This is a genomic window from Streptomyces sp. NPDC017979 (assembly GCF_044328175.1).
Taxonomy (GTDB): Bacteria; Actinomycetota; Actinomycetes; order Streptomycetales; family Streptomycetaceae; genus Streptomyces.
This window is the reverse complement of sequence record NZ_JBIRGU010000004.1, coordinates 343448-365062: the sequence shown is the minus strand read 5'-3', so window position 1 is coordinate 365062 and position 21615 is coordinate 343448. Positions and strand designations below refer to the sequence as shown.

Annotated in this window: 16 protein-coding genes and 1 pseudogene; 7 read left to right on the top strand and 10 right to left on the bottom strand. The window is 73.7% G+C overall.

The genetic code is table 11. The features are described 5' to 3' along the window. Nucleotides 1-73 precede the first annotated feature (73 nt). Nucleotides 74-925 carry an SDR family oxidoreductase gene (locus ACH4E8_RS14550; protein WP_398447897.1) on the top strand — a complete coding sequence of 284 codons (852 nt, stop codon included), beginning with the start codon at nt 74-76 and terminating at the stop codon, nt 923-925. A 112-nt stretch (nt 926-1037) separates the two neighbouring features. Here the strand turns inward: ACH4E8_RS14550 and ACH4E8_RS14545 are convergent, their stop codons facing one another. Further along, on the bottom strand, nt 1038-3800 hold the full coding sequence (locus ACH4E8_RS14545; RefSeq protein WP_398447895.1) for a hypothetical protein: 2763 nt from the start codon (nt 3798-3800) through the stop codon (nt 1038-1040). Nucleotides 3801-4016: 216 nt separating this feature from the next. Between ACH4E8_RS14545 and ACH4E8_RS14540 the strand changes: the two genes are divergently transcribed. Then, on the top strand, nt 4017-4571 hold the full coding sequence (locus ACH4E8_RS14540; protein ID WP_398447893.1) for a TetR/AcrR family transcriptional regulator: 555 nt from the start codon (nt 4017-4019) through the stop codon (nt 4569-4571). 255 nt (nt 4572-4826) lie between these two features. Further along, a pseudogene (locus tag ACH4E8_RS14535) lies at nt 4827-4976 on the top strand (lipase); the annotation flags it as partial. Between the two features lie 192 nt (nt 4977-5168). Here the strand turns inward: ACH4E8_RS14535 and ACH4E8_RS14530 are convergent. The 4 genes from ACH4E8_RS14530 to ACH4E8_RS14515 form a co-directional block, all read right to left on the bottom strand. Beyond that, nucleotides 5169-6851: a DUF885 domain-containing protein gene (locus ACH4E8_RS14530; protein WP_398447891.1), complete on the bottom strand. Its 1683-nt coding sequence runs from the start codon at nt 6849-6851 to the stop codon at nt 5169-5171. 485 nt (nt 6852-7336) lie between these two features. Beyond that, nucleotides 7337-8752, bottom strand: coding sequence for a GNAT family N-acetyltransferase (locus ACH4E8_RS14525; RefSeq protein WP_398447889.1), 1416 nt, complete (start codon nt 8750-8752; stop codon nt 7337-7339). Between the two features lie 239 nt (nt 8753-8991). After that, nucleotides 8992-9483, bottom strand: a complete 492-nt coding sequence (locus ACH4E8_RS14520) for a hypothetical protein (RefSeq protein ID WP_398447887.1) — start codon at nt 9481-9483, stop codon at nt 8992-8994. A gap of 106 nt (nt 9484-9589) precedes the next feature. Next, nucleotides 9590-11197: an alkaline phosphatase D family protein gene (locus ACH4E8_RS14515; RefSeq protein WP_398447885.1), complete on the bottom strand. Its 1608-nt coding sequence runs from the start codon at nt 11195-11197 to the stop codon at nt 9590-9592. Nucleotides 11198-11455: 258 nt separating this feature from the next. Here ACH4E8_RS14515 and ACH4E8_RS14510 point away from each other — a divergent pair, with 258 nt between their 5' ends. Continuing rightward, a complete protein-coding gene (locus tag ACH4E8_RS14510) occupies nt 11456-12112 on the top strand; it encodes an O-methyltransferase (protein ID WP_398447883.1) in 657 nt (218 codons plus the stop codon). 15 nt (nt 12113-12127) lie between these two features. Here the strand turns inward: ACH4E8_RS14510 and ACH4E8_RS14505 are convergent, their stop codons facing one another. Continuing rightward, a complete protein-coding gene (locus ACH4E8_RS14505) occupies nt 12128-13612 on the bottom strand; it encodes a PLP-dependent aminotransferase family protein (RefSeq protein ID WP_398447881.1) in 1485 nt (494 codons plus the stop codon). A gap of 47 nt (nt 13613-13659) precedes the next feature. Here ACH4E8_RS14505 and ACH4E8_RS14500 point away from each other — a divergent pair, with 47 nt between their 5' ends. From ACH4E8_RS14500 to ACH4E8_RS14490, 3 genes are all read left to right on the top strand, one after another. Next, a complete protein-coding gene (locus ACH4E8_RS14500; protein ID WP_398447879.1) occupies nt 13660-14790 on the top strand; it encodes a DMT family transporter in 1131 nt (376 codons plus the stop codon). A gap of 90 nt (nt 14791-14880) precedes the next feature. Continuing rightward, entirely contained in the window at nt 14881-15801 is a 921-nt protein-coding gene (sigJ, locus tag ACH4E8_RS14495) for an RNA polymerase sigma factor SigJ (protein ID WP_398447877.1), read from the top strand. Nucleotides 15802-16144: 343 nt separating this feature from the next. Continuing rightward, complete coding sequence (locus ACH4E8_RS14490; RefSeq protein WP_398447875.1) at nt 16145-16933, top strand: GntR family transcriptional regulator; 789 nt, start codon at nt 16145-16147, stop codon at nt 16931-16933. Nucleotides 16934-17069: 136 nt separating this feature from the next. On the opposite strand, the gene ACH4E8_RS14485 is transcribed toward ACH4E8_RS14490, so the two are convergent. The 4 genes from ACH4E8_RS14485 to ACH4E8_RS14470 form a co-directional block, all read right to left on the bottom strand. Continuing rightward, on the bottom strand, nt 17070-18227 hold the full coding sequence (locus tag ACH4E8_RS14485) for an ROK family transcriptional regulator (protein WP_398448309.1): 1158 nt from the start codon (nt 18225-18227) through the stop codon (nt 17070-17072). A 187-nt stretch (nt 18228-18414) separates the two neighbouring features. Then, entirely contained in the window at nt 18415-18957 is a 543-nt protein-coding gene (mug, locus tag ACH4E8_RS14480) for a G/U mismatch-specific DNA glycosylase (protein ID WP_398447873.1), read from the bottom strand. Between the two features lie 11 nt (nt 18958-18968). Beyond that, the gene (gene purB, locus ACH4E8_RS14475) at nt 18969-20402 is read right to left on the bottom strand and encodes an adenylosuccinate lyase (protein WP_398448307.1); all 1434 of its coding nucleotides are present in this window, start codon (nt 20400-20402) and stop codon (nt 18969-18971) included. Between the two features lie 366 nt (nt 20403-20768). Further along, a complete protein-coding gene (locus tag ACH4E8_RS14470; RefSeq protein WP_398447871.1) occupies nt 20769-21551 on the bottom strand; it encodes an SGNH/GDSL hydrolase family protein in 783 nt (260 codons plus the stop codon). Nucleotides 21552-21615 lie beyond the last annotated feature (64 nt).

Here is a 21615-nt window from a genome sequence, read left to right as displayed (position 1 = left end):
GGCCGGCCGCCCGCGGCCCGGGCGGGGGAAATCCATGTGACAGGGGCCGACCGAACACCCAGGATGGGGCACCGTGCCCAAACTTCCCCATCCCGAACCCCATTCCCTACGGCGAGACCCCCTTCCCCTGCGCGGGCGCACCGCGCTGGTGACCGGCGCGAGCAGACGAGGCGGCATCGGGTACGCGGTGGCCCGCCGGCTCGCCGCGTACGGCGCGAGCGTCTATCTGCACCACCACATGTCCCACGACGCGCAGAAGCCGTGGGGCGCCGAGCCGGGCGGCATCGAAGCGGTCGTCGAAGGGGTGCGCGCCGCGCTCGCGGACCCCGAAGCCGTGGTCGTGCACGGCCCCGCCGACCTGGCGGACCCGGCGGCGCCCGCCGCCCTGGTGGAGAGGGCCGCCGACGAACTCGGCGGCCGGCTCGACGTCCTGGTCGCCAACCACGCGCTCAGCGGCTTCGACGGCACGCTCGACGAGATCGACGTGCGCCACCTCGACGCCCACTGGGCCGTCGACGTGCGCTCCGTGGTGCTGATGGTCAAGGAGTTCGCCCGGCTGCGCGCCGCGCTGCCCGCGGGCACCCCCGGCGGGCGGGTGGTGACGATGACCTCCGGCCAGGACATCGCCGGCGGCATGCCGTGGGAGTTGGCGTACGGCCTGGGCAAGGGGGCGCTGGCGTCCGTCACCCGCTCCCTGTCGACCCATCTCGGGGAGCTCGGCGTGACCATCAACACCGTCAACCCGGGCCCGGTGGACACGGACTACATGGACGGCGACGACTACCGGGCGATCGCCGACCGGTTCCCCAGCGGGCGCTGGGGCATGCCGGACGACCCGGCCCGGCTGATCGCCTGGCTGGCCACGGACGAGGCAGAGTGGATCACCGGCGAGGTGATCAACTCGGAGGGCGGCTTCAGGCGCTGACGAGTCGATTCCCCGCTTCTCCCCACGGGTTACGGCGCTGTGAGGTGCGGTCGTCGGCCGGCCCGCCGTTCGGCGCGGTGCCGATCGGCGGGCCAGCCGTGCGACTGCCCTGTCAGGACGGGTCGCGGACCGTTCCGGTCACCACTGGTCCTTCGGCAAGCTCCCAGCTCGTCCGCGCCCGCAGTCGCAGGGCCTCCTCCGACTCGCCGATGCCGTCCGCGACCGTCGGCACCTGCACCTCCGTACTCGTCTGTCCCCGGGGGATCTCGAATTCGATCGCCGGCCTGTCGTGTACGCGGGACAGTGGCCGCTCTGGCAGTGGGGAGGCGCCGAAGCGCTGGTCGAGCCACGCCGCCGGGACGTCCGTCGTGGACAACTCAGGACCGCCGGTCACCGGCTCGACGACGAGCGACACGTCCCACAGATGGAACTCCACCGGTGCGGACAGCGTGACGCGCCAAGCCAGTGGCTGCCCCTCGGTGACACGGTCCGCGACCGCCGTGACATCGACCCTGGGCGGGGCGTCGTCGTCCACGACCTGAATGCTGCCGAGGTCCGAGCCCACGGCCGCGTTCCGCACCGCCTTGACGGCGACCGTGTGCGACTCGTCCCTGCCGTACAAGGTGTCGCCCCGGACCGTGACGGGAACGTCGACGGAGTTGGTGCCGGGGCGCACCGTGACCAACCGCTGCTCCCCGGCGGGGTCGGTGAGCCGGACCTGGCCACTGCCCTCGCCGCTGACGTGCACTGGGACGCGATAGGTTCGCTCGCCCGTGTCGCCCTCCTGGACCGTCAACTGTCCGACGTCGATGCGCGGCAGGGTGGCGGGCCGTGTCTCGGGGGTGCCGGCGCGCCAGCCCCAGGCGTCCATCAGCCACAGCTGTCCCGGACCTCCGCGCGGGGTCAGCTCCAGGGCCGCCACGCGTGCCAGGTCGACTCCGGCCCCGGTAGCGGCGGACAGCGGCAGCCGCACCTCCTGGGCCCAGACGGAAGCGGTGCGGTCGGTCCCGGGCAGCCCGTCGACCGTGACCTGGCCGAGGTCACTGCGACGTCCGGAGGCATCGGTGAGGGCGACGTCGAGTCGGGTACTCGTGGTGTTCGGGGGCACCGCGATCCGCAGCGCCACCGAGTGCGCGCCTGCCAAGGAGACCGGAGCGGCGGGGCGCACGCGCACCGGTGTGCCCGGCTGCGTCCACCGGGCCGTGATCGTCTGCCGGCCGAGTTCCGGCAGGACACGCCAGGGTGCGAAGTGGGGTGACTGCGGCTCGCCCCACAGCGGGAGGCACTGGGTGGCGAGGTCAATGTCGACCTGGCGGCACAGCCGGCCGCCCTCAACCGTCGGGGCGGCTTCCGCGTCGGGCAGGACCAGGGGGGTGCGGTTGCCGCCGACGGCGTGGGCGAGGACCCGCGCGGTGCCCACGGAGGGGGCACGGTGTCCCGTGCCGTCGAGCAGCGGGCGCACCCGGTCGTCGCCGGCCACGAACAGCCGGGCCGCCGCCGCGAGGTACGTGGCGCCGGCGCTTTGCTGCTGGGCGGGGGTCAGCCGGGTCGGTGCGCCCTGCGAGCAGACCGCGTCCGGCTGGTTGGGTATCTCGTGGAAGTCGTCGCTGGCCGGGGCTTCGGCCTGTCCCGGGGTCCACTCGCTGTTGAAGTAGTTGTGGTTCGCTCCGACGACGTAGACCGAGCTGTGCAGCGCGGTGCCGCTGCCGACGCCCCGGGTGCCGTCGACGTAGAGCTGTCCCTGGAGGTCGTTGACGTCCCCGTCGCAAGCGGGCAGCAGGGTCATCGACGGAACGTCCGGGGCGGGGTTCTGGCCGAAGGCGGTGGGGGCGATCAGGGCGGTGCCGCGGATGCGCCAGCGCACCGGTCCCTGGTACCCGCCCTGGTCGGCGGGTGGTCGGTGCAGGCTGTCGAGCGCGGCCCGGTTGACGCCCTCACCGCCTCTGGAGTGGCCGATGAGCAGCACCTTGGACAGGTCGGCCGCCGTCATCGCGCGGACGGACTCCGGGCCGCGATCGTGGTGGGCCGCCCAGTCGGCCCACTGGGCCAGGTGGTGCCGGACCAGGGACGAGCGGGCCTGCGCGCCGTCGTCGACGGCGAAAACGTCCTGCGCGTTGATGCCGTTCGCGGAGACGGACACCGTCACATAGCCCTGGGAAGCCAGGAGTTCTTGGCTGTCACGGTACCCGCGGTGGCTCGGTACGGGCTTCCAACCCGGCGGACAGGGCCAGTAGAGGTTCCCTTGACCGCTGGCGTTGTAGCACGTCTGGTGCCGGCCGTGCAGGAACAGTGCCATCGGGCGCTTGCCCGGAGCACCGGTCGGCGCCACGACGAATCCCTGCATCTCCACCGGCTCCGCGAAGCCGGGGAGCCTGATCGACGGCAACTCGTATGCGCTACTGACCGTGCGGTACGGCCCGCGGGCCCCGGGGTCGACCGGATTGACGGGCAGTTGCGCGGGCGCGGCGCCGGGGCGCTCCGACGGCTGGGTCCGGCCGGGGCCCCGGTCACCCGGCGGGACGTCGAGGCGCCGGCCGGCGGCCATCACCCGCAGGCGCGCGACGTCACTCGGCTCGCCGGCCCCCCATCGGGCGTCGGCGAGCTTCAAGGTGAAGGTGTGCCCGTCGCGCTGTGGGGTGGGTCGGCCGACGAGGCGGTCCCCGGCGTAGAACTCGACGCGGGCATCCCCGGTCGGCACCCGCTGCGGCGACCGCCACACCAGTGCCCGGTCCTCTCCCGGCCCGGTGATCCGCCAGCCCTCCGGGAGCCGGGCGGCTCCGGGTCCCCCCGGCTCCCAGAACGTCTTGGGCGACGCGGAGCCATGTGCCCGGGGGGTGTCGGGCGGTTCGGCATGCGCCTGCGTGGGGATCGCCATTAACAGCGCCAGGGCTGTGGCGGCAACTGCCCTGCGTGCGACACGGATCAATGTGTGACTCCTCGTTGTCGACGGTCGCGTCAGCCTCGGAGTTCGACGGCATGTTCGATCCAGGGGCGGTCCTCGTACTCCGATGGGACTGACGGGGTCGAAGATCTGCGAGTTCCCCCGTGCCGTCGTGATCTCCCGTGATACGGCCGATGCGCCACGGGAGGGGTGCCACCCGAGGGGAACACGGGGTATCAGGACACCTCGATCGAGCAGATCTGCAAGCAGGTGTACGTCGGCACCAAGAGCTTCTACGAGGTCTTCGCGAGCAAGGAGGCCCTGTACCTGGCGCTGCTCGATCGCATCGTCGTTGACGTGGCGGGACGTCTCACCTCGAAGCTGGACGCGCTGGGCGACGACCAGGACGAGAACGAGGCCGCGCGGGGGCTGATCCGGCACTTCGCGGACGCCTTCGTGGACGACGTGCGGGTGGCGCGCGTGACGTTCGGCGAGGGGCGGGCGGTGACGCCGCTGGCGGAGGCGCACCGTCGTACCAACCGCCGGTGGGCGGCCTCCTTCGCCGAGACGGTCTGGCAGCGGCTGGGTGTCGCGGCGGGCCCGCACGCGCACGCGGTGGCGATGGGGCTGATCGGCGGCCTGTTCGACATCATCGCCGACTGGCTCCTGGACACCGGGACCGCGCGGCCCACCGGTCGAGCATCTCTTCAGGACGGGCTCGACCGCTTCTACACGGTGATCAGCTCCGACCTCCCCGCATCCTGACGTTCCGTCACGTCTGCGCCTCGCTTCGCGGAAAGCCCTTCGGATCGTTGAGTCGAGTCTGGTTTCCCTCTTGGGAAAAGATGCCTTGTTCTCAACAAGGGCTCGTGCTCTGCTTTCCGGTTACCTCATCCGCGAACAGGGAGTTGCCTCATGGCCAAACTCCGCACGTTCCTGACGGCACTCGTGCTGCCGGCGCTCGCTTCGACCACCCTGGCGACGGCGGCATCGGCCGACTCTCCACGTTAGTCGGGGTGGTCGGGGTGGAACGACTGGTCCTGTCAGCCCAGCGCCGCCCACCCCGGGCCGGTGGTCCTCGTCCACGGTCTCGGCGTCAACAGTTGGGACAACTTCCTCACGTTGGCACCCACGCTCAGCTCGGCCGGCCACCTCGGCCTGGCCGTCGACCCGAACGTTGCCCAACTCGTCCTCAGCCGGCTCGACCTGGAACACTCCAAGCCGTTCCGGTGCCTCCCGTTCACCACCACCGGCATGTGACGCACCACGCAGCAATGGACGAACGACGAGTCCAGCCCCCGGGTGGTGGGGCGGGCACCCGCCCCACCACCCGTCGCGCCCCTCACCGGGGGCCGGCACCCCTCACAGCCGGGAGAGCTCGTCGACGAGGTCGTCCAGGCCCAGCGAGCCCTGGGACAGCGCCGCCATGTGCCACGCCTTCGCGTCGAAGGCGTCGCCGTGCGCCCGGCGGGCGTTCTCCCGCCCCAGCAGCCAGGCCCGCTCGCCCAGCTTGTAGCCGATGGCCTGCGCGGGCATGGACAGATAGCGGGTCAACTCGCTCTCCACGAAGTCCGCGGGCCGCCCGTTGTGGGCCCCGAAGAACTCCTGCGCGAGCTCCGGCGTCCAGCGCTCGCCCGGGTGGAACGGCGAGTCCGCCGGGATCTCCAGCTCCAGGTGCATCCCGATGTCGATGATGACCCGACAGGCCCGCATCATCTGGGCGTCGAGGTAGCCGAGGCGCAGTCCGGGGCCCGAGAGGAAGCCCAACTCGTCCATCAGCCGCTCCGCGTACAGCGCCCAGCCCTCGCAGTTGGCGCTGACGATGCCGACCGACGCCTGGTACCGGGAGAGCTGGTCGGCGACGTACACCCACTGCGCGAGCTGGAGGTGGTGGCCGGGCACGCCCTCGTGGTACCAGGTCGACACCAGGTCGTACACCGGGAAGCGGGTGGCGCCCATCGTCGGCAGCCAGGTCCGTCCGGGGCGGGAGAAGTCCTCGGACGGGCTGGTGTAGTACGGGGCGGCGGCGCTGCCCGGCGGCGCGATGCGGGACTCCACCTTCCGCACGTCGTCCGCGAGTTCGAAGTGCGTGCCGTCGAGGGCGTCGATGGCCTCGTCCATCAGGCCCTGGAGCCAGTCGCGCACCTCGTCCACGCCCTCGATGTGGCGGCCGTGCTCGTCGAGGTGGGCCAGCGCCTGCCAGGGGCCCGCCCCCGGCAGCACCTCCTCCGCCTCGGCCCGCATCTCGCCGAGCAGCCGGTGGTACTCGGACCAGCCGTACGCGTACGCCTCGTCGAGGTCGAGGTCGGTGCCGTTGAAGTAGCGCGACCAGCGGGCGTAGCGCTCACGGCCCACCGTGTCCGACGCGTCGGCCACGGCCGGGGCGTACGCATCGCGCAGCCAGTCCCGCAGCACGACCAGCGCGTCGGTGGCGACGCTGGCGGCGGCGGACAACTCGGCGCGCAGGGACTCCGGCCCGGGCGCGACGAAGGCGCCGAACCAACTGCGGTCGCCCCCGATCCACTCGGTGAGCTGGCCGATGCAGGTGCGGGTGGCCCGCGGGCCGCCGAAGAGCTTGCGCTCCACGCCCAGTTCGAGGGCGGCGCGGTAGCCGTCCAGCGCGGCGGGGACGGCGTGCAGCCGCTCGACGACCCGCGCCCAGTCCTCCTCGGTCTCGGTCGGGGTCACCGTGAACACGTCGCGCACCGAGTGCACCGGCGAGTGCAGATTGCTGACCGTGCGCAGCCCCTCCTCGGCCTCGTGCACCGCGAGTTCGGCGGTCAGTCGCTCCCGCAGCAGCCTGCCGCACCGTCGCTCCGCGTCGCTGTCGGCCCCGGGCAGCCCCTCCGCCGCGTCGAGCTGCGCGAGGGTGCGCCGGGCCAGCTCGGCGCGCTCCTCCTGGCCCGCGGGCGAATAGTCGGGAAGACGGCTTGAGCTGTCCTTGACTCCGAGATAGGTACCGGTGATCGGGTCGAGGGCGACGAGTGCGTCGACGTAGGCGTCGGCGACCTGACGGGGCAGCGGGCTGCTGGGGGTTACTGACATGCACACATCCTCTATGAGTGGGGCGTCCGCGTCACCATCGTGCGGGAGCGGCAGCAGGCGCGACGGTCGGCCGATGGCTGGTCATCGACCGGACGAACGGGCCGCGCGGCGCCCGCGCGGGGCGGAACGGCACCGCACGCGGGCCGTACGGGGTCCGGGGCGCGCCCCGACCGGGGCTTCGGAAGCACGGTGCGGGCGCCGTGTCATCACCCGATCGAGCCAACCGCCGGAGGAGTCGAGGGTCCTCGGGCGGCCGGCGCGGCGCGCCGCCGCTCTTCGGCCGTGCCGTCGGGCGCCCGATCCTGGTCGTTGCGCCGGTGGTCGGCGCGTCGCCCTTGCCGGGGCCCGACCCGGCGTGCTGCGCACCGGGTCGGAGCCGCGGGCCGGGCTCTCGGCGGATCTTTGGCGCGATATCGACGCTGCTGCGGCCGGATGTGAGGCGCGCGTGAGCGCGCGGCCTGCGAGGGGCCCGGGCTGCGGCCCCGTCAGCGATCGACCTGCTCGTACCGGGGCTGCGGGTCCGCCGGCGCGGCGTCCAGGGCCGCGCTGATCACCAGGGTGCCTTCCTCCACCTGGTAGTCCAGGGGCAGTCCGAGGCCGCGCATGGCGGCGACCATGCCGGTGTTGGACGACTGGGTCACGGCGTACGCCTGACCGCAGCCGGCTTCGTGGGCGAGGGCGACCAGGCGCGTCAGCAACTCGCCGCCGATGCCCCGGCGCTGCCAGGCGTCCTCCACCAGCAGGGCGATCTCCGTCTCGTCCCCGTCCCACAGCAGATGGCCGAGGGCGACGAGCGCGCCGGACGGGCTCTCGACGGCGAGGGTGCGGCCGTGTCGGGGGCTCAGCAGGTGGTCGAGGTAGCGGTGGGCGTCGCCGACCGGCCCGTGGTAGCGCATCCGCAAGGTCCGCTCCGAGCAGCGGTCCTGCATGTCGCGGGCGGCGGCCAGATCGCCCTGGTCGGCACGGCGCACCACGATCCGGCCGCCCTCCGGGAGGGTGAGCACGTCCTTCGCGCCCGGCACCCGAGGGCCGATCCGGGCGTCCAGCTCCACCAGTGCGCGGGCCCGGGCGAACTCCGTCGGGGTGAAGGGCAGGTGGGGTCGCTCGACGACGATCGTGCCGCCGCGGGGGTCCCGCAGCCGCAGCACCGTGCCGTCCAGGACGCCTTCCTCGGGCGGTAGCGGGCCGGTCGGGCGTCCGGTGGGGGAGACGGCGGGCAGGGAGCGGATGGTGCACCGCCCCAGCAACTGGCGCAGTGCGAGCGGAAGTTCCGCCGTGTCCAGCGCCGTGCGGGTGGCGAGGCCGATCACCGTGGTGGGCACGTCGACGAGGTCGTGGGCGTCGGCGCGCTCGACCCAGGTGTCCTGTCCACCGGCCCGGGCCACCTCCCGCTTCAACTGCTCCGGGGGCAGGGCGGCGGGGGCACGCAACAGGAACTCGTCCACGGTGCCGTCGGCGAGGGGGTGCGTCTGGAGGGAGAGGATGTCCACGGAGAGGTCGGCCAGCGCCTTGCAGAGGGCGGCGAGGCTGCCGGGGGCGTCGCGGACGGTGGTGCGCATCCGCCACAGGGCGGTCGCTGCCCGGTCGTCGGGGTCGCTCGGGTCGTCGGCGTCGCTCTGGCCGTTGACGAAGCCCTGGCCGTCGGCGGTCTCGTGGGCGGTCGGCGCGGGGTCGTGGCGGTAGCGGCGTAGGCGCCGGGCCCACCAGGTGTGGAAGATCGCGGTGGCGACGAGGGCCACGGCTGCGGCGAGGAGGAGGGCCGGGCCGTCGGGCGTGTGCCCCACCAGGTGGGCGACCACGTCGGCGACGACCACCGCCGTGAACACCGCGGCCAACTCGACGAGGTCCCGCCGCCAGTGGTGGTGCCGGCGGCCACTCTTCGCGGGGGTCGCATCAGTCATGTGCACCACTGTGGCCGTGGTGTGTTGCGTGATCACGAACGATGTGTGACTGATGGGTAAAGCGTGCATTTGCTGTCCTATGGGTGATTTAGGCGTTGGTGGGGGCCACATGATCACCCATGATCCAACAGCGCCACGGCCCTCCGGAGGGCAATCGCGTGATCGGCCGCGGCTGCTGACGGACTCCTTACACCCCCTGCACCGCCGACAACCCCTCACGCCTCCTTCGCTTCGATGCCCTACGCCTCGATGGTGACCCGGTCCGGATGCAGATCGGCGTCCAGGTGGACCGCCGGCCAGTAGCCGTCGAGCAGATACGCCTCGTTCCGGGAGTCGAAGTGCACGGCGAACCGGGCTTCACGGGCGTCGGTCACGGTGAGGGTGAGCGTGCCGGGGAGCACGTCCCGGTGGAACCCCGCCCGCTCCTCCTCCGTCTCCTCGCCCTCCGCGCCCCACTCCCACAGGAACGCGGTGGCCCGCTCGCGGACCGCGGCGAAGTCGGCGAGCACGGAGCGCACCCGCGGGAGCAGCGCGGCGACCTCCTCCGGCGTCGACCGCTGGGCGGAGCCGGACTGGTCCACCATCACCACGAGATCCCGCCCGTCGACGCGTACGGTCACGTCCCCCGCCGCGGCGAGCCGGCCAAGGGCCGAGACGTCGTCGGGGGCCGGTTCGGGGGCGCCGGGGCCGGTGCCGGGCTCGGTGGCCTCGGGGCGCGGGACGTCGGACATGCGGGGCTCCTTCGACGACGGGCCGGGGCGGTCGCGGCCGGTGCCGGCATTCTGCCCGTACGCACTGACAACGCCCCGGCCGGCCGCCGCCGCCCCGCCCGTACGGCTACTGCCCCACCCGGCCCGGCTGGAGCACCTTGGTGAACAGCACCGTCCCGCCCTCGGCCCGCAGCCGTACGGTCAGCTCGCCGCTTCCGCCGTCGATCTGCACCTCGCCGAAGTACTGCGGCGACTCCATCGGCGAGACGTTCGCCCGCTCCGGGGCCCGGACGAACACCCGCTCCGGCCCGAAGGTCGCGTCCAGGGCGTTCGCCGGGAAGCCGCCCGCGGCCAGCGGCCCGGACACGAACTCCCAGAAGGGCGCGAAGTCCCGGAACGCGGCCCGCTCGGGCGAGTAGTGCTGCGCCGAGGTGTAGTGCACGTCGGCGGTGAGCCAGAGCGTGCCGGTGATCCGACGGTGCTTGACGAACCGCAGCAGCTCCGCGATCTGGAGCTCCCGGCCCAGCGGGGCGCCCGGGTCCCCCTGGGCGATCGCCTCGAAGTCCGCCGAGCCGTCCGGGACCACCAGACCGATCGGCATGTCCGCGGCGATCACCTTCCACACGGCGCGGGAGCGCACCAGCTCCCGCTTGAGCCACGCCAACTGCTCCGCGCCCAGGATCCCCTGCTCGTCGTCGGCCTGCCGGCCGGGCGAGTTGGCGTTGCGGTACGAACGCATGTCGAGGACGAAGACGTCCAGCAGGGGCCCGTGGCGTACGACCCGGTGCATCCGCCCGCCGTGCCCGCGCCCGCCGCGGGCCGGAAGGGTGGAGACGGGGAAGTACTCGGCGAAGGCCCGCATCGCCCGCCGGGCGAGCACGTCGACGTCCTTCTCCGCGTACCGCGGGTCGTCGAGGATCTGCCCCGGGTACCAGTTGTTGCGCACCTCGTGGTCGTCCCACTGCGCCACCGTCGGCACCTGCGCGTTGAAGCGCCGCACGTTCTCGTCGAGCAGGTTGTAGCGGAAGTTGCCCCGGAACTCGTCCAGGGACTGCGCCACCCGGGACTTCTCCACCGTGGTGACGTTCCGCCAGACGCGCCCGTCCGGCAGCCGTACGGTCGGCTCGATGACCCCGTCCGCGTAGATCGTGTCCCCGCTGCACAGGAAGAAGTCCGGGTCCAGCCGGCGCATCTCCTCGTACACCCGGTAGCCGCCGATGTCCGGGTTGATGCCCCAGCCCTGCCCGGCGATGTCCCCGGACCACAGGAAGCGCACGTCCTGCTTGCGGCGCTGCGGAGCGGTGCGGAACGTGCCGTACACCGGCTCCCCGACCCGCCGGGGGTCGTCCGGGTCCGCCAGCAGGACCCGGTAGTGGACCTCCTCGCCGGCCGGCAGCCCGCGCAGCGCGGTGGTGCCGGTGTGGTCCGTGCCGGGCCCGAGCAGCGGCCCGTACTGCCGGCGGGCCCGTCGGAACGACTCGGTCGCGGAGGTCTCCACGACCATCCGCGCCGGCCGGTCCGAGCGCACCCACACCAGCCCGGACGACGCGGTCACGTCACCGACCTGCACCCCCCAGCCGGCCCGCGGCCGCCCCGCCAGCGCGAACGCGGGCGCGGCGGCCGCCACGGGCAGCGCCAACGCGGCGGACGCGGCCACCGTGCCGCGCAACAGCGCCCGCCGCCCGGTGACCGGGCCGCCTTCGGGACGCGACGGGTGCTCGGGAGATGTCGTCATCGGAGCCTCCAGGGAACGACGGGGACGAACGGGCAGCGGGTTCGAGCCGGGACCGCGTGCCGACCTGCGAGCGGGCCCGTGCCCATGCCTACTGCCCGCCGAGAACGCCGGCGCGAACCCCAGATGAACAGCCGCCCGCCCGGGACTGACGCCTTACGCGCCGAGCAACGACCGCGCCCGAACGCGCGCCGCGCCGACCTCGACCCCGCCTCGAACTCGTACCCGCCCCAACTCGGCTCGTCGACAGGATCGTTGACCATGACTCGAACGCCCACGCCCTTGTCGGACGAGCTGTTCGACTACCTGTGCGCCAACGGGACCCCGCCCGACCCCGTGCAAGCCCGGCTGATCGCCGAGACCGCCGCCCTCGGGCACGACGCCCGACTGCAGATCTCCCCCGACGAAGGCGCCTTCCTGACCCTGCTGACCAAGCTGATCGGCGCCCGCACCGCTCTGGAGATCGGCACCTTCACCGGCTACTCCGCCTTGGCCATCGCCCGCGGACTCGGTGCCGACGGCCGTCTGACCTGCCTGGACATCAGCGAGGAATGGACCCGGATCGCCCGCCGCCACTGGCAGGCCGCCGGGGTGCAGGACCGCATCGAGCTCCGGATCGGCCCGGCCCTGGACACCCTCAAGACCCTGCCCGAGCAGCCGACCTACGACCTGGCCTTCATCGACGCCGACTACGAGAACTACACCGCCTACTGGGAACAGGTGGTGCCCCGCGTCCGGCCCGGCGGAGTGATCCTGGTCGACAACGTCCTCTACCACGCGCGCGTCATCGACCCCGACGACACCGCCGAGACCACCCGGGCCGTCCGACGGCTCAACGAACGCGTCCGCACCGACGAACGCGTCGAAGCCACCATGGTCCACATCGCCGACGGACTCACCATCGCCCGCAAGAAGTAGCCGCAGCCCGCCCCCTCAGCCCCCGGCCGGCGTCGTCGCCCCCGCCAGCAGGGCCACCCCGCGGGCGATCTCGGCCGGGGTGAGGTGGGCGTAGCCGAGGACGAGCCGGACGGACTGCTGGGGGGTCGGGGTCATTTCGTGCTGGGCGAGGGGGCGTACGGCCACGCCCGCGCGGGCCGCCCGGGCCGGGAAGCCGTCCTCGGGTCCGTACTGCTCGGGCAGCCGGGCGATGACGTGCAGACCGGCGGCGATTCCGCTGACCTCGGTGCCGGGGAAGTGCTCGGCGAGCGCGGCGACGAGGGCGTCCCGACGCTCCCGGTAGGCCCGTTGGCAGCGCCGCAGGTGGCGGTCGTAGTCGCCGCGCTCGACGAAGCGCGCCAGCACCGACTGGTCGAGCGAGGGCTCCCCGAGGTCGATGGTCCGCTTCCGCTCGGCGATCTCCTCCAGCAGGCGCGGGGGAACCAGCAGCCAGCCCATGCGCAGGCCGGGCGCCAGGGACTTGCTGAGGGAGCCGGTGTACGCGACCCGCTCGGGGTCGAGGCCCTGGAGGGCGCCGACCGGGGCGCGGTCGTAGCGGAAGTCGCCGTCGTAGTCGTCCTCGACGACCAGGCCGTCCACGGACCGCGCCCAGTCGAGGAGCTCGACGCGGCGGCGCGCGGAGTACGCGATTCCGGTGGGGAACTGGTGGGCGGGCGTGACCATCACCGTGCGCACCTCCGAGCGGCGCAGCGGCTCCATCGCCAGCCCCTCGTCGTCCAGCGGCAGGGCGGTCATCCCCAGCCCGGAGGCGGTGAACACGGGGCCGTGCACCGGGCTCCCCGGGTCCTCCACGCCGATCGACCGCTCCCCGTGGCCGTGGGCGACCAGCCCCAGCAGGGTCGTCGCCTGGGTCACCCCGGAGCACACCACCAGGCAGTCCGGGTCGGCCACCACCCCGCGCCGCCGGGTCAACAGCTTGGCGAGCGCGGTCCGCAGCGCCGGCAGTCCCCGCGGATCGGGGTAGCCGAGCGCGCGGTGCGGCATGTCGCCGAGGACGGTCCGGTACGCGGCGATCCACGCCGAGCGGGGGAAGAGCGCCAGGTCCGGCTGGCCCGGGTGGAAGTGGACGCGGGTGGACGAGGTGCGGGGCGCGGGACCCGGGGCGCCGGGGAGCCCGGCGCGCGCCGCCTCCCCGACCCAGGTGCCCGAGCCGCGGTCGCTGCGCAGGTACCCCTCCGCCGTGAGCTGCTCGTACGCCTCGGTGACCAGGCCGCGCGACACGCCCAGGTCGGTGGCGAGCGCCCGGCTGGACGGCAGTCGGGTGCCGGCCGCCAGCCTGCCCGAGCGCACCGCGTCCCGCAGCGCCGCCTGGAGGGCCCGGCCGCGGCGGCGCGCGGGCGCGCCCGCGGCCGGCAGCAGCAGTTCCCAGGCCGGCCCGCCGACCGCGCCGGCCGCGTCCGCCGTGCCGTCGGCCGCCCCGGTCGTGCCGCCGTCCCCTGAAGTGGTCCCCGATGACGTCATGCAAGTGGACCTTAATGGGGACCGCGACGATCCCTAGCGTCGGAACCATGGACCGCCCGAAGACCCGTGTGACCCCGGCCCGGCCCGGGGCGCCCTCCCGCTCCGGCGCACTGCGGGGCATCGTTTACGTCACCTTCGCCTACGGCCTCGTGGGCGCCTCGTTCACCGCCAACAGCCTGCTCGGCGACTATCCGTACGCCGGCGGTCAGGCCCTGCGCTACGGTCTCGCCTTCCTCCTGCTGCTGCCCCTGCTCGGGGGGCGGGCCGCGCTCGCGCCCGTACGCGCGCTCACCCCCCGCCAGTGGGGGCGGATCGCGCTCGTCGCCGGCGTCGGCATGGTCGGCTTCAACCTGGCCGTGCTCGCCGCCGAACGCACCGCGGAGCCGGCCGTGCCGGGCGTCTTCGTCGGCTGCGCACCCGTGATCGTCGCGGTCCTCGTGCCCCTGATGAACGACCGGCGCCCCACCGGCCCGGTGCTGTACGGGGCGCTGCTGGTGGCCGCCGGCGCCTTCACCGTCCAGGGCTGGGGGCGCACCGACGCCCTGGGCGTCGTCTGGTCGGTGGCGGCGCTCGTGGGCGAGGTCGGCTTCGCGGTCCTCGCCGTCCCGGTGCTGCGCCCGCTCGGGCCGCGGCTCCTGACCGCGGCCGTGTGCGCCGTCGCCACCGTGGAATCCGCGCTGATCGGGGTGGTCGTCGACGGCACGGCCCTGGTGCGCGTGCCGACCGGCGTCGAGGCGATGGCGCTGCTGTGGCAGGCCGCGGTGGTCACCGTCATCGGCTTCGTGGTCTGGTACATGGGCGTGCAGCGGATCGGGGCCGAGCGGGCGACCCTCTTCACCGGGATGATCCCCGTCGCCGCCGCGCTCACCGCGCCGTGGGTGGGCGCGGGCTCCTTCGGGCCCGCGCAGGCCGCCGGCGGGCTGCTGGTCGCCGCGGGGGCGGCGCTCGGCTCGGGCTTCTTCGGCGCCCGCGCGACGACGGACCCCGACCGGCCCGACGGATCCCCGGCCCCGACCTCCGGCGAGCCCTCGACCGCCGACGCGCTCCCGGCCGTCGACCTGTCCTCAAACGTCGACGCGTCCCCGACCGTCGACGCGTCCCCGACCGCCGACGTCGCCCCGGCGCAGGCGCCGTGCCTCGCCCGCGACGGGGAACTCCCCGACGACCACCGCCGCTGACCGCACGGGCGCGTCGGCGCGCCCCGCCAACGCGCCCGTCGGGCGCAACCGCCTGGACATTTGCGCCCCGCTTCGGTTGGGATTGGTTCTGTGGCGAGCGACTTCTTGACCGAGACCTTCGAAGCGAACCGCGCCCTGCTGACCGGGGTGGCCTACCGGATGCTGGGCCGGTTCACCGACGCCGAGGACGTCGTCCAGGACGCCTGGCTGCGCTGGTCCGCCGAAGACCGTGCCGACGTGCGCGAACCGCGCGCCTACCTCGTACGCGTCGCCACCCGGCTCGCCCTCGACCGGCTGCGCCAACTCGCCGCCCGCCGCGAGACGTACGTGGGGCCCTGGCTGCCCGAACCGGTCGCCACCGGCGCCGCCGCCGCAGACCCGGCGGGCACCGCCCCCGCCGCCGACGTCGCGGACCGCGCCGTCCTCGCGGACACCGTCTCGTTCGCCGTCCTCGTCGTCCTGGAGTCGCTCTCCCCGGCCGAACGCGCCGTGTTCGTGCTCCGCGAGGCGTTCGCCTTCCCGTACGAGGAGATCGCCGCAGCGCTGGAGCGGTCCGAGCCGGCCGTGCGTCAACTCGCCAGCCGGGCCCGCAAGCACGTCGCGGAGCGCAGGCCCCGCTACGACACCGACCCGGTCGAGGCCCGGGCCGTGACGGAGCGCTTCCTCACCGCGGCCTCCGGCGGCGACCTCGACGGCCTGCTCTCCCTCCTCGCGCCGGACGCACGGCTCGTCAGCGACAGCGGCGGCAAGTCGAAGGCGCCGCTGCGGGTCATCGAGGGCGGGGACAAGGTCGGCCGCTTCCTCGCCGCCGTGGGCACGGAGCAACTGCCGGACATGGAAGTGCGGATCGTGGAGACCAACGGCGCCCCCGCCCTGCTCGTCCTCTCCGCCGGCACCCCCGACCTGGTGCTGCAACTGAGCCTCGTCGACGGCCGGATCGCCTGCGTCTACCTGTTCCGCAACCCCGACAAGCTCGGGGGCATGGCGGACTCCGCCGCCCACCGGCTCTGACGCCCCGCCGCCCACCGGCCCCGCGGATCGCCGACCGCCGGCCACCGCGAACCGGCCACCGCGCGCCGTCGCCGCACCGGCCACCGCGCACCGCCGGTGGTTTCGGCCGTACACCCGTCCGGCTGTCCGGAAACCTCCGCACGGTGTTGTTCATCTCTTTCACCGAGGTGCTAACAGCTCGTGAACGCTCAGCGGATACGGTCGACTTCAGAGCGTGACCGGAGCAGGATTGGTCTTGACCAAGGTTCCGGCCCGCCCTATGGTCGCAGGGATAGTGCAGGAACCTTTAAAAAACAAAGGCGCGGAATAGCCGCCGCCGACACGGCGATTGCGGAGGATCAGGGTGGGGACCACGCAGCTGGAATCTGTTCCGGAGCCCAAGTACTGGCAGCTGAAGAACGTCATCGGGGAGGCGCTCGACTCGGACTTCGCGGTGGGGGAGATCCTGCCCAACGAGCGCGATCTGGCCGCTCGTTTCGGCGTCGCCCGCGCCACGCTCCGCCAGGCACTTGAGCAACTCGAACTGGAGGGCCGTCTCCAGCGCCGTCGCGGCGTCGGGACGACGGTCGCACCCCCGCGCCAGGGCGTGGACGTCTCCACCACGCAGCACACCTGGCCCGGCGCCGGCACGCACGACGGCTGGCAGTCCTACGACTGCGACACGGCGACCCCGCCGGCCGCCGTCGCCCGGGCGCTCGGCACCGCGCCCGACGAGGCGACGTACGCCCTGCGCCGGCTGCGCACCTCCCACGGCCAGCCGCTGGCCGCCGAGTTGCTGTACGTGCCGGCCGCGTCCGTCCCGGAGCTGTCGGCCATCGACGCCCCGTCCAGCGAAGCCCGTGCGCGCCGCGTCCTGCGCGAACTCCACCGGCTCGACCTCGAAGGACAGGACCGCGCGGTCGAACTGGGCTCGGCCCGCGCCGACGACGCACGGGAACTGGACCGGCTGCCCGGCGCCCCCGTCCTCGTGGTCACCACCCGGTACTTCTCCGCGGGCCGTACGGTCGCGGTCTCCGTCGCCACCTACCGCGCGGACACCTGCCGGCTCACCTTCGGGGACTCGGGCGACGTACGGATAAGCCACCACGACGCGGACGTGCACGCGCACGGCGAGGAGCGGCGCGCCTCCTGACGCGCCCCGTCGCGACAGCGCACCCGGTCGAACGTCGAAGCCGCCCCGTGGGAGACATCCCCGGGGCGGCTTCGTGTGCGGTCCCTGCGGTGTACGCGGGCGGGTGCGGGCGTACGCGGGCGGTGCGGCGCGGGGCTCAGCCGCGGGCCGACGCCGTGCCCTCCACCGCGAACAGCTCCTCCTCGACGTGGTCGAGGGCTATCCGCAGCGCGCCCGTCGCCACCGCGGCCTCCCCCAGCAGCGAGAGCACCACCTGCGGCGGGCGCAGGCAGTAGCGCTCCAACTCGCTGCGGAGCGGGGGCAGCAGGCCGTCCAGCCCTGCGGCCCACCCCCCGATGACGACCAGCTCCGGATCGAGGGCGAGGACGAGCGCGGCCACGTCGTGCACCAGGCGCTGGATGAACCGGTCGACGGCGGCCTGCGCCCGGGCGTCACCACCCTTGGCCAGCGTGAAGACCTCGGCCACGGCATGCTCGTCGAGCGGGCGCAGGGCCTGGTCCGTGGGCGACAGCAGCGTCTCCGGCCGCGATTCGCGGCCCAACAGGTGCAGCGCGCCGATCTCGCCCGCCGCGCCGCCGAAGCCGCGGTGCAGCCGCCCCCCGATCAGGGAGCCCGCGCCGGGGCTGAGCCCCGCCAGGACGAAGACGAAGTCGTCGGAGTCCTTCGCGACGCCCTTCCAGTGCTCCGCGACGGCCGCGGCGTTCGCGTCGTTCTCCACCAGCACCGGGCAGCGGAAGGAGCGCTGGAGGCGCTGGCCGAGCGGGAGGCCCGTCCAGCCCGGCAGCGCCACGCCCAGCCGTACCGTGCCGTCGGCCTCGACGATGCCGGGGGAGCCGACCCCGACCGCCCGGAGGTTGTTCCGGGAGACGCCGGTGCGCCGCAGCACGTCCGCGATGACCACCCGCACCCGGTCCAGCCGGTCGTCCGCGGACGCCGTCTCCGACACCTCCCGGGACGCGGCGCCGATGATCCGGCCGTTGAGACCGGAGACGAGCGCGGCGACCCGGTGCGGGCCGATCTCGATGCCCAGCAGGTGCCCCGCCTCGACCCGGAACCGGAACCGGCGCGCGGGGCGGCCCTGACGCCGGGCGCCGCCCTCCTCCGGCACGCTCTCGGCCACCAGGCCCGCCTCGATGAGCCCTTCCACCACGCCCTCGACCGTGGGCCGGGACAAACCCGTCAACCGGGTCAGGTCCGTGAGCGTGGGGGAGCCCGAGTCCCGCAGCGCATGGAGTACCACCGCGGAGTTGATCCGCCGCAGCAAGGACGGGTCTCCGCCGGTCAGCCGCCCCACCGTGTGTCCTTCCAGCCCCGGCTCGAACAGCCCGGGCACATCGTCTGCCGGATGGTACTCGCTGGCCGCGCGGGGTGCACGATCAGGGCGTGATCGACGAGGGGCACCGAGGCGCCCGCGGCGGCCCGTTGCCCTCGGGTCACAGGAGCCGGCGCGGCTAACCGGGGCACCACCCGGCTCACCGGGCTCACCGGGACTCTTCCCGTAGCCGGGCGTACTCCTCGGCCATCGTCTGCGCCGTCCAGTGCGCGTTCAGCCCGCTCGGATTCGGCAGCGCCCAGATCCGCGTACCGCCGATCCGGCGCTCCTGCGGGCCGATGCTGGCCTTGGGGTCCCCGAAGGCCGTGCGGTAAGCGGTGACGCCGACGACCGCGAGCCACGCCGGCCGCAGCCGCGCCACCTTCGCCGCCAGCAGCCGCCCGCCCTCGCGGAACTCCTCCGCGCTCACCTCGTCGGCGCGCGCGGTGGCCCGCGCCACCACGTTGGTGATGCCGAGCCCGTACGTCAGCAGCTCCCGCTGCTCGGCCGGCCGCAGCTGCCGGGGCGTGAACCCCGACAGGTGCAGCACCGGCCAGAAGCGGTTGCCCGGGCGGGCGAAGTGGTGGCCCGTCACCGCCGACATCAAGCTGGGGTTGATTCCGCAGAACAACACGGAGAGCCCGGGCGCCGCGACGTCGTCGATGACGCCGTCACGGGCGGCCCGCAGCTCCTCGGGCGGCGGCAGGGGCATCGGCGGTCCGGTCAGAGGATCGCGCCGGGCGCGTAGCCGGCGGCCTCCGGATACCGGGCGACGACCTCCTCGACGGCCCGCACCACCGCGGCGACCTGGTCGGCCGCGGCGCCCGTGAAGGACAGCTTGTCGGCCATCAGGGCGTCCAGCTCCGACCGGTCCAGCGGGATCCGCTCGTCCGCCGCCAGCTTGTCCAGCAGTTCGTTGCGCTCCACGCCCTGCTCGCGCATGGCGAGCGCGGCGGCCACCGCGTTCTCCTTGATGGCCTCGTGCGCCTCCTCGCGGCCCACCCCGGCCCGCACCGCGCCCATCAGCACCTTGGTGGTGGCCAGGAACGGCAGGTAGCGGTCCAGCTCCCGGGCGATGACGGCAGGGAAGGCGCCGAACTCGTCGAGGACGGTGAGGAAGGTCTCCAGCAGTCCGTCCAGCGCGAAGAACGCGTCCGGCAGCGCGACCCGGCGCACCACCGAGCACGACACGTCGCCCTCGTTCCACTGGTCGCCGGCGAGCTCGCCCGTCATCGAGGCGTAGCCGCGCAGGATCACCATCAGGCCGTTGACGCGCTCGCAGGAGCGGGTGTTCATCTTGTGCGGCATCGCGGACGAGCCGACCTGGCCGGGCTTGAAGCCCTCGGTCACCAGCTCGTGGCCGGCCATCAGCCGCACCGTCTTCGCCAGCGACGACGGCGCCGCGGCCAACTGCACCAGGGCGGAGACGACGTCGTAGTCCAAGGAGCGCGGATAGACCTGGCCGACCGAGGTGAACGCCCGCTCGAAGCCCAGGTGGCGGGCGACCCGCTGCTCCAGCTCGGACAGCTTCGTCGCGTCCCCGCCCAGCAGGTCCAGCATGTCCTGCGCCGTGCCGACCGGGCCCTTGATGCCGCGCAGCGGATAGCGCGCGATCAGCTCCTCCAGCCGCCCGAAGGCCACCAGCAGCTCGTCGGTCGCCGTCGCGAAGCGCTTGCCGAGGGTGGTGGCCTGGGCGGCGACGTTGTGCGAACGGCCCGCCACCACCAGCTCGGCGTGGTCGGCGGCGAGGCGGGCGAGCCGGGCCAGCACCGCCACGGTGCGGTCGCGCACCAGCTCAAGGGAGAGCCGGATCTGCAACTGCTCCACGTTCTCCGTCAGGTCCCGGGACGTCATGCCCTTGTGGACCTGCTCGTGGCCGGCGAGCGCGTTGAACTCCTCGATCCGCGCCTTCACGTCGTGCCGGGTGACCTTCTCGCGCTCGGCAATGGACGCCAGGTCGACCTGGTCGACCACCCGCTCGTAGTCGGCGAGGGCCGTCTCGGGTACTTCGACCCCCAGGTCGCGCTGGGCACGGAGCACCGCGAGCCAGAGCCGGCGCTCCAGCACCACCTTCTGCTCGGGGGACCACAGGGAGGCCAGCTCGGCGGAGGCGTAGCGGCCGGCAAGGACGTTCGGGATGCGGGGCTTCGCAGACACAGCAGTCACGTGGCCGCATTCTACTGTCGATTTGCGCAGGCCAGCGCGCCGCCCCCGGTTGTGCGATCCTCCAGCCCGCCGCCGAACGACTCCACCGCGCCCGCGATGAGTCTCTGGACGCAGCCGCCGTTTCCCTGCGGGCGCGTTGGTCTCCACTGGCCGGTGGGTGGCTCGTCGTGCAGTTCCCACCCCTGTGCCCTGCGGGCACGGGGGTACCTCCAGCGCCCCTGTCTCGCTGCCTCCGTCATTCGTCTGCCGGCTGAGGCGAGGTCTTTAGGGCGCGAGGAACTGCGCGACAAGCCCATCACCGGGCCGCAGGCGCCGTCGCTGCATGCTTGTCATGGTGCTACCGCGCTCCCCAAGGGCCTACGGCTCGCGCGGCGGCTCGTACGGGAGCAGCTCGGGCCGCTTGGCCGCGCGGCCGTCGCCCGATGAGCGGCCCGTCAAGCGGCGGCCGATCCACGGGCCCAGGTGGCGCCGGGCGAACCGGGCGTCGTCCGTCCGGCGCGCCAGCCACGCTGCCGGTGCGGCAGCCGGCAGCGGGGCGTTCCAGTCCTCCTGCGCGGTGAGCCCGAGGGACTGCCAGACCGCCTCGGCCACCCGATGGTGCCCCTCGGCCGTCAGGTGCAGCCGGTCCGCGTCCCACATCCGGGGGTCGCCCAGCGCCGGCGCGCCGTACAGGTCCACCACGACCGCGCCGTGCCGCTCCGCCAGCACCTCGATGTGGGCGTACAGCTCCTCCATCCGGGCGCGGCCCATGTCCAGCACCGGACCGTGCCGCCCCGGGCTGCGCATCAGCACCAGTTGCCGGCAGGAGGGCCCCAGCGTCTCCACGGCCTCCTCCAGCAGCCCGCAGACCCGGCCCATGTCGACCCGGGGCCGCAGCACGTCATTCAAGCCGCCGACCAGCGTCACGAGGTCCGCCCGCATCCCGGCCGCGGCGCCGACCTGGTCCGTGACGATCTGCCCGATGAGCTTGCCGCGCACGGCGAGGTTCGCGTAGCGGAACCCGGGCGACCGGGCAGCGAGGCGGGCGGCCAGGAGATCGGCCCAGCCCCGGTAGGAGCCGTCGGGCAGCCGGTCGGACATGCCCTCGGTGAACGAGTCGCCCACCGCGACGAAACTGGTGAAGTCGGTGATCTGCGCCATGGTCGATCGATCCTACCGGCGCGCCCGTCGGCCCCCACGCGCGAGCGGCCCGCCCCGCGCCCCT

Bases quoted from the DNA above. Each gene is read 5' to 3' on its own strand.
- ACH4E8_RS14545 (WP_398447895.1), bottom strand. From the start codon at position 3,800: ATGGCGATCCCCACGCAGGCGCATGCCGAACCGCCCGACACCCCCCGG.
- ACH4E8_RS14530 (WP_398447891.1), bottom strand. From the start codon at position 6,851: ATGTCAGTAACCCCCAGCAGCCCGCTGCCCCGTCAGGTCGCCGACGCC.
- ACH4E8_RS14525 (WP_398447889.1), bottom strand. From the start codon at position 8,752: ATGACTGATGCGACCCCCGCGAAGAGTGGCCGCCGGCACCACCACTGG.
- ACH4E8_RS14520 (WP_398447887.1), bottom strand. From the start codon at position 9,483: ATGTCCGACGTCCCGCGCCCCGAGGCCACCGAGCCCGGCACCGGCCCC.
- ACH4E8_RS14515 (WP_398447885.1), bottom strand. From the start codon at position 11,197: ATGACGACATCTCCCGAGCACCCGTCGCGTCCCGAAGGCGGCCCGGTC.
- ACH4E8_RS14510 (WP_398447883.1), top strand. From the start codon at position 11,456: ATGACTCGAACGCCCACGCCCTTGTCGGACGAGCTGTTCGACTACCTG.
- ACH4E8_RS14505 (WP_398447881.1), bottom strand. From the start codon at position 13,612: ATGACGTCATCGGGGACCACTTCAGGGGACGGCGGCACGACCGGGGCG.
- ACH4E8_RS14500 (WP_398447879.1), top strand. From the start codon at position 13,660: ATGGACCGCCCGAAGACCCGTGTGACCCCGGCCCGGCCCGGGGCGCCC.
- mug (WP_398447873.1), bottom strand. From the start codon at position 18,957: ATGCCCCTGCCGCCGCCCGAGGAGCTGCGGGCCGCCCGTGACGGCGTC.
- ACH4E8_RS14470 (WP_398447871.1), bottom strand. From the start codon at position 21,551: ATGGCGCAGATCACCGACTTCACCAGTTTCGTCGCGGTGGGCGACTCG.